This window comes from Salinicola sp. V024 (assembly GCF_052645315.1).
Window position 1 is genome coordinate 109,960 of sequence record NZ_JBQXYB010000014.1, and the last position, 6,864, is coordinate 116,823.

The 6,864-nt window shown below is 62.1% G+C and carries 6 protein-coding genes and 1 rRNA gene; 1 reads left to right on the forward strand and 6 read right to left on the reverse strand.

Annotation, left to right across the window (positions count from 1 at the left end; translation table 11 throughout):
• Positions 1-51: 51 nt before the first annotated feature.
• The 4 genes from selD to ACUN9V_RS17200 form a co-directional block, all read right to left on the reverse strand.
• Positions 52-1,092 (reverse strand): selenide, water dikinase SelD, encoded by a 1,041-nt coding sequence (gene selD / locus ACUN9V_RS17185; protein WP_445512290.1) that lies wholly within the window; start codon positions 1,090-1,092, stop codon positions 52-54.
• Between the two features lie 145 nt (positions 1,093-1,237).
• Entirely contained in the window at positions 1,238-2,617 is a 1,380-nt protein-coding gene (gene radA / locus ACUN9V_RS17190; RefSeq protein ID WP_445512291.1) for a DNA repair protein RadA, read from the reverse strand.
• 269 nt (positions 2,618-2,886) lie between these two features.
• Positions 2,887-3,351, reverse strand: a complete 465-nt coding sequence (locus tag ACUN9V_RS17195) for a copper resistance protein NlpE N-terminal domain-containing protein (protein WP_445512292.1) — start codon at positions 3,349-3,351, stop codon at positions 2,887-2,889.
• Positions 3,352-3,494: 143 nt separating this feature from the next.
• Positions 3,495-4,592 (reverse strand): alkene reductase, encoded by a 1,098-nt coding sequence (locus ACUN9V_RS17200; RefSeq protein WP_445512293.1) that lies wholly within the window; start codon positions 4,590-4,592, stop codon positions 3,495-3,497.
• Positions 4,593-4,822: 230 nt separating this feature from the next.
• Here ACUN9V_RS17200 and hisC point away from each other — a divergent pair, with 230 nt between their 5' ends.
• A complete protein-coding gene (gene hisC, locus ACUN9V_RS17205) occupies positions 4,823-5,881 on the forward strand; it encodes a histidinol-phosphate transaminase (protein WP_445512294.1) in 1,059 nt (352 codons plus the stop codon).
• A gap of 20 nt (positions 5,882-5,901) precedes the next feature.
• Here hisC and ACUN9V_RS17210 read toward each other — a convergent pair whose 3' ends face one another.
• Positions 5,902-6,642 carry an SDR family NAD(P)-dependent oxidoreductase gene (locus ACUN9V_RS17210; RefSeq protein WP_445512295.1) on the reverse strand — a complete coding sequence of 247 codons (741 nt, stop codon included), beginning with the start codon at positions 6,640-6,642 and terminating at the stop codon, positions 5,902-5,904.
• Between the two features lie 137 nt (positions 6,643-6,779).
• Positions 6,780-6,864 (reverse strand): 5S ribosomal RNA (gene rrf / locus ACUN9V_RS17215); the annotation flags it as partial.

Sequence of the window (6,864 nt, forward strand, 5' to 3'; positions counted from 1 at the left end):
CCTGCGCATCGTCCTTCGCACCGCCTTTCGCACCGCTCTTCAGATCGTCTTTCAACCGCGCACCTCGATCAGGCCGGGACCATCGCGTTTGCTGACGCACTCGCCGAAGGCTTCCAGCTTGAGCCGGTGCTGGCGGCCGACGCGTTCGACGTCATCCGCCCACGCGGGATCCACCGCCAGCAGCAGCCCGCCGGAGGTTTGCGGATCGCACAGCCATTGCCAGTGCGCGGCGTCCATTTCCGGCAGCGCCTTGCCGATCGCTTCGCGGTTGCGCCCGGTGCCGCCGGGCACCGCGCCCTGGCGACGATAGGCTTCGGCTTCGGCGAGCTTGGGTAGCTTGGCGAAATCGACCCACGCCTCGACGCCACTGGCGGCGCACACTTCGCTCAGGTGACCGGCCAGACCGAAACCGGTGACGTCGGTCATGGCGTGCACGCCCTGAATCTTGGCCAGTTCGACGCCGATGTCGTTAGCGATCAGCATCGTCTCGCGCGCCAGACCGTGATGCCCGGCTTTCAGCAGCCCCTGTTTTTCGGCCGTGGTCAGCAAGCCGACGCCCAGCGGTTTGGTCAGATACAGCAGGTCGCCCGGCTTGGCGCCGCTATTGAGCTTGAGATCGTCGAGATCGACCAGGCCGTTGACCGAAAGCCCGAAGATCGGCTCCGGCGCGTCGATCGAGTGGCCGCCTGCCAGGGCGACACCCAGCTCGCGACAGACGGCCTGGGCACCGGACATGACGTCGCCGGCGATTTCCGCCGGCAGCTTGTCCAGCGGCCAGCCGAGAATGCCCAGCGCCATGATCGGCTTGCCGCCCATGGCGTAGACGTCGCTGATGGCGTTGGTGGCGGCGATACGGCCGAAGTCGAACGGATCGTCGACGATCGGCATGAAAAAATCGGTGGTGGAGATCAGCCCGCGGCCATCGCCGAGATCGTAGACGGCGGCATCTTCACGGCCCTGGTTGCCGACGATCAGCTGCTTGCTGCTGGTGCCGGGGCCTGCCTTGGCGAGGATCCGATCGAGCACGTCGGGGGCGATCTTGCAGCCGCAGCCGGCCCCATGGCTGTATTGCGTCAGGCGAATGGCACTCATGGTCTGGCTCCTCGTCCCATGGCTGGAGATATTACGGGTGATATCGATCATTGCCGGACAGTTTAACCGACGCGGCGACGAGACTCAGCGCCTGTGATAGCTTGATCGGACTTACCGGATGACAAGAGGCGAGAGCGCTCCGCGGTCATAACGCTTCCAGCGCCTCGGACAGTTTATCGACCGCCACCACCTGCATCCCGGCGGGCGCCTTCTTGGGCGCGTTGCCCCGCGGCACGATGGCGCGCGTGAAACCATGCTTGGCGGCTTCGACGATGCGTTCCTGGCCGCTGGGGACCGGTCGAATCTCGCCGGATAGCCCCACTTCGCCGAACACCACCAGCTCCCGCGGCAGCGGCCGATTCTGAAGACTGGAGACCACGGCCAGCAGCACCGCGAGATCCGCACTGGTCTCAAGCACTTTGACCCCGCCCACGACGTTGAGGAAGACGTCCTGGTCACCGGTAAACAGCCCACCATGCTTGTGCAGCACGGCCAGCAGCATCGCCAGGCGATTGTGGTCGATCCCTACCGCCACGCGGCGCGGATTGCCCAGCGCGGATTCGTCGAGCAGCGCCTGTACCTCGACCAGAATCGGACGCGTGCCTTCCCACACCACCATGACCAGGCTACCGGAGGCGAGCTCTTCGCTCCTCGAGAGGAAGATCGCACTGGGATTCTTGACCTCCTTGAGGCCGAGTTCGACCATCGCGAACACGCCGAGCTCGTTGATCGCGCCGAAGCGGTTTTTCTGGCCGCGCAGAGTGCGGAAGCGGGAGTCGCTGCCGCCCTCGAGCAGCAGCGAGGCATCGATCATGTGCTCGAGCACCTTGGGACCGGCCAGCGAGCCATCTTTGGTGACATGGCCGACCAGCATCAGCACGGTGTTGCTCTGCTTGGCGAAGCGCGTCAGCGCCGCCGCCGATTCCCGCACCTGAGCGACGCCGCCGGGGGCCGAACCGATATCCTCCAGATGCATGGTCTGGATGGAGTCGATGATCAGCACCTCGGGGTGCTCGCGCTCGGACACGGCCAGCAGCGTTTCGATGCTGGTCTCAGCGAGCATCTTGAGACCTTGCGTCGGCAGCTGCAGGCGGTGGGCGCGCATCGCCACCTGGGAGAGCGACTCTTCACCGGTGACATAGAGGACACGCTTGCTCTGGGCCAGACGGCAGGCGGTCTGCAGCAGCAACGTCGACTTGCCGGCCCCGGGATGGCCGCCCAGCAGCACCGCCGAGCCGGGCACCAGGCCGCCGCCGAGTACGCGATCGAACTCCTCGAACGTGGTGCTGAAACGCGGCACCTCGGTGAGATCGACGCCGGAAAGATCGACGACTTCCCGCGAGAGTGCCCCCGAGTAGCCGCCCCGTGACCCGCCGCCGGATGTCGTCGCCGCACCGGGCCGGGCGGCGCCAAGCCGAACTTCGCTAAGGGTGTTCCATTCACGGCAGTTGCTGCACTGCCCCTGCCATTTGCTGTAATCCGCACCGCATTCGGTGCAGACGAAAGCGCTTTTCGCTTTTGCCACGCGCGGCGGTCTCCATCAGGTTCAATAGAAGTCAGCGTGATGCGTATGGTGCCACAGAAGGCTTTTCCACAACGACGGCCGAGCAACGACGACTCTTCAACGTCGGTTTTCCAATGACTGGCCATCAACGCCGGGTCATCAACGACAGACCATCAACGACAGACCATCAACGACGAGTCGCCGTTGATGGCACCCCTTCGACGCTTTTCGCTTTTCCTTTGACAAAAAAAGGCGGCCAGTGGCCGCCTCTCGAGTCATCAGTGAAACGCTTACTGACGGGTCAGACGCAGGGTCTCGCCATTTTCGAAACGGCGGCGCTGCGGATCGATCAGCTCGAGCGTGCTGTCGTCGATCTTCTGGAAGTAGTACACCTGGCCTTCACCGTTCGGTGTCAGCTCGTAGACGGTGGCCTGAGGATCGACGGCAGTCCCCTTCAACGCGTCCCACTGACCTTCATACTGCTCGGGGTCCGGGTTCTGCGGATGGTTCTGGTAGTCGGCCTCGAGGGTGAAGGTGCGCTCCGAAGCCGGCGAGGACTCCTGACCTTTGAGGTTGACGGTCAGGTCGATACCGTCACAGCTACGGCAAGGCAGCGTGCCTTCGTAGGTAACGGCGTTCGACGACATCCCGGCAGAGGAATCGGCGGTGCCGGTCTGCGTTTGGTTGCCACCGCTGGCACAACCGGCCAATACGGCTACCGTGGCGGCGCTGGCCAGCAACGTCCTGATCTGCATATCGGTTCTCCTTTCACTTCTGGGCCATACAGGCCGCCTCGGCGGCCACGTGATTACAGGATAGCGTTAAGTCTCCCTCGTGACACCATCTCGCGTGACATCCCATTCGGACGCCGTCGCTCAGGCTGCCACGGGAAAGCGACTCAATCCAGCGTCGGATAGTCGGTATAACCTTCCGCTCCGCCCCCGTAGAAAGTATCCGGGTTCGGCTCGTTGAGGCCGGCATCCCTGCGGAAGCGCTCGACCAGATCCGGATTGGCGATATACGGGCGACCGAAGGCGGCGGCGTCGCCCAGGCCGTTTTCGATCAACGTCTCCGCGCGCTCAGCCGTATAGTGCCCGCAGTAGATCAGAGTGCCGGTGAAACGCTCGCGCAGATCGCGACGGAAATCATCGCTGAGCTGCGGACCTTCGCCGGTCCAGTCAGGTTCGTTGATATGCAGATAGGCGATCTTGCGGCGACCCAGTTCGTCGGCGAGATAGCGCATCATTTCCTGCGGCTCGTCATCCGACAGCCCGAATATCTCGATGAACGGCGACAGCCGTACGCCGACGCGGCCCTCGCTCATTTCCGCCGTCACGGCGTCGACGACTTCCAGCAGCAGTCGGGCGCGGTTGACCACGCTTCCACCGTAGCGATCGGTACGCTGATTGCTGCCGGTAGCCAAAAACTGCTGCAGCAGATAAGCGTTGGCGGCGTGGACCTCGACCATGTCGAAACCGGCGCGCTTGGAGCGCTTGGCTGCCTGACGGTAATCGTCGATTAGCGCTGGAATCTCGTCGAGCTCCAGCGCACGCGGCGTGCTAGTCGGATGCTGGCCGGAACTGCCGTCTTCGAACTCGACGAAGCAGTTGGCGCCTTCGGCACGCAGCGCGCTGGGCGCGACCGGCGCCTGGCCCTCAGGCTGCACCATCTCGTGCGAGATGCGCCCGACGTGCCACAGCTGAAGGGCAATCTTGCCATTAGCATCGTGAACGGCGTCGACGACCTGTCGCCAGCCGGCTTCCTGGGCGTCGGTCCAGATCCCCGGCGTGTAGACATAGCCCCGCGCGGTCGGCGAGATATTGGTCGCTTCGCTGATAATCAGCCCCGAGTTGGCTCGCTGGGCATAGTATTCGGCCTGCAGGGCACCGGGCACGCTGTCCGGCGTACGGGCACGGGTCAGCGGCGCCATCAGTACGCGATTGGAGAGTTCGACATCCCCGACAGTGATAGGCGAAAGCAGCTTGTCGTAAGCCATGAAAGTCCTTAACGGTAGTCGTGTTGATCGGATACTCCATAGATGGAGACCGTTAGAGCACTAATCAACCCGAAGGCTCAAATCCGACATCGATGTCCGTCAAAAGCGGCCCGTGATCGCTCGAAACGGTCCGTCCCCGGCGTCCTTGCGCGGGACCTGACCAGACGTCACTATGAGAGCTGCCCTGCCACGCGTAACCGCCTTTACAAATAACGTGCCCGCGAGAAATCATGAGTCAATTCTGGAGCCCCGCCGTCCGCGCCCTGACCCCCTATGTACCGGGAGAACAGCCGCGCGAGAAACTGATCAAGCTCAACACCAATGAAAATCCCTATCCACCGTCTCCGGCCGTCGAGCGGGTACTGCAGCAGTTCGCAGTGGATCATCTACGCCGCTATCCGGATCCGGAGTCGTTGGCCCTGCGGGAAGCGCTGGCGAAAACACAGGGTGTCGAGCCGGAGCAGGTCTTCGTCGGTAATGGTTCCGATGAAGTATTGGCGTTGGCTTTCCAGACATTCTTCTGTCAGCCCAAGCCGCTATTGATGCCGGCAATCAGCTACAGTTTCTATCCGGTCTACTGCAAGCTCTACGATATTGCCTACCGCACCGTGGCACTCGATGACCGCTGGCAGATCGCGCTGGATGCGTTCGAGCTCGATAACGGCGGGGTGGTGTTCGCCAATCCCAATGCCCCCACCGGCCACGGCCATCCGCGCCAGGCGATTGCCCGATTGCTCGCGCGAATGACCGACAGTGTCGTGCTGGTCGACGAAGCTTATGTGGATTTTGGCGGTGAGAGTGCCGTACCGCTGATCAACGACCACCCCAATCTTCTGGTCACCGGCACCTTTTCGAAAGGGCGTAGCCTGGCGGGCCTGCGGGTGGGATATGCGATTGGCTCGCGTGAACTCATCGAGGGGTTGGAGCGGGTGAAAAACTCGTTCAACTCCTACCCGATCGACATGCTGGCCAGTGAGGTCGCTATTGCTTCGCTGGAAGACGAGCAACACTTCCAGGCCTGCTGCAGACAGGTCATCGCCACTCGCGAGTGGACGCGCCATCAGCTCGAATCGATGGGCTTCGAAGTCTTGCCGTCGCAGACCAACTTCCTGTTCGTTCGCCACAGCCAATACAGTGGCGCCAGCCTGTTCAGCGGTCTGCGCGAACGCGGCATTCTGGTAAGACATTTCAACAAGGACGGGCTCAGCGACTTTCTGCGTATTTCGATCGGTACCGATGACGAGATGAACAGTTTGATCGAAGCTCTGCAGCTCATGCGGTCAGTATGATGACCACGAGGTCGATACCGTCAAAACGGTATCGGCTCTCCTGCCCAATCCCAGAAACTCCCGCTCTCCTCGGCGCGGCGTTCGTTCATCACCGCCAACAGACGTTCTGCCACGAAATCTGGCGTGAAAAGCTTGCCTTCCGGAACCCTGCTCTGAAAAGGCTGGGACAGGCCGGTATCGGTCGTTCCGGGATGCAGGCTGAGTACGATCGCCTGCCGGTTGTAGCGCGCCAACTCAATGGCGGCCGTACGCAAGAACATGTTGTGTGCCGCCTTGCTGGCCCGATAGCCATACCACCCACCTAGTGCGTTATCGCCGATCGAACCCACCCTGGCCGAGAGGCTGGCAATGATGGCGGGATGGCGACCCTTGAGGGAATTGACTAACGTCTGAATCAGCAGAACCGGCGTAATGGCATTGACGTTGAAGAGTGTCGCCAGTGCCCCGGCATCGAGGTCTTCGAGTCGCTTTTCCGGCGAGATGGCCTCCCGCTCGTCGTGAAGCAGGCCTATGGCGTTGAACAGCAGGTGGGTAGGGGCGCCATCCACTTTGTCCCGCAGCAGCTCGCGACCCTCGTCGGTCGTGACATCGGCTTTCAGATTTTCGACTCGGGGATCCTCATGCTCGAGACTCTGACGGGAAACCGCAATGACACGCCCTGGACGATCGCTCTTCAATAGCCGATTAAGCACGGCTTGACCGATACCGCCGCCGGCACCGGTAATCACGGCGGTGAATCCTTTGGGTAGCGTTTTCAGCACGGCTCGCCCCTCGTCTGAAGATGAGTTCATCGGTACGGCAAGAAGGCTAGCTCATACACCTGGGAATGCGCTGTCGGTTCTGGTTTTCTTTCAGGCATAAAAAAACCCCAGCCTATTGGCTGGGGTTTGGGATAGATGCCTGACGATGACCTACTCTCGCATGGGGAGACCCCACACTACCATCGGCGCTAAGCGGTTTCACTACTGAGTTCGGCATGGATC

Bases quoted from the DNA above. Each gene is read 5' to 3' on its own strand.
- selD (WP_445512290.1), bottom strand. From the start codon at position 1,092: ATGAGTGCCATTCGCCTGACGCAATACAGCCATGGGGCCGGCTGCGGC.
- ACUN9V_RS17195 (WP_445512292.1), bottom strand. From the start codon at position 3,351: ATGCAGATCAGGACGTTGCTGGCCAGCGCCGCCACGGTAGCCGTATTG.
- ACUN9V_RS17200 (WP_445512293.1), bottom strand. From the start codon at position 4,592: ATGGCTTACGACAAGCTGCTTTCGCCTATCACTGTCGGGGATGTCGAA.
- hisC (WP_445512294.1), top strand. From the start codon at position 4,823: ATGAGTCAATTCTGGAGCCCCGCCGTCCGCGCCCTGACCCCCTATGTA.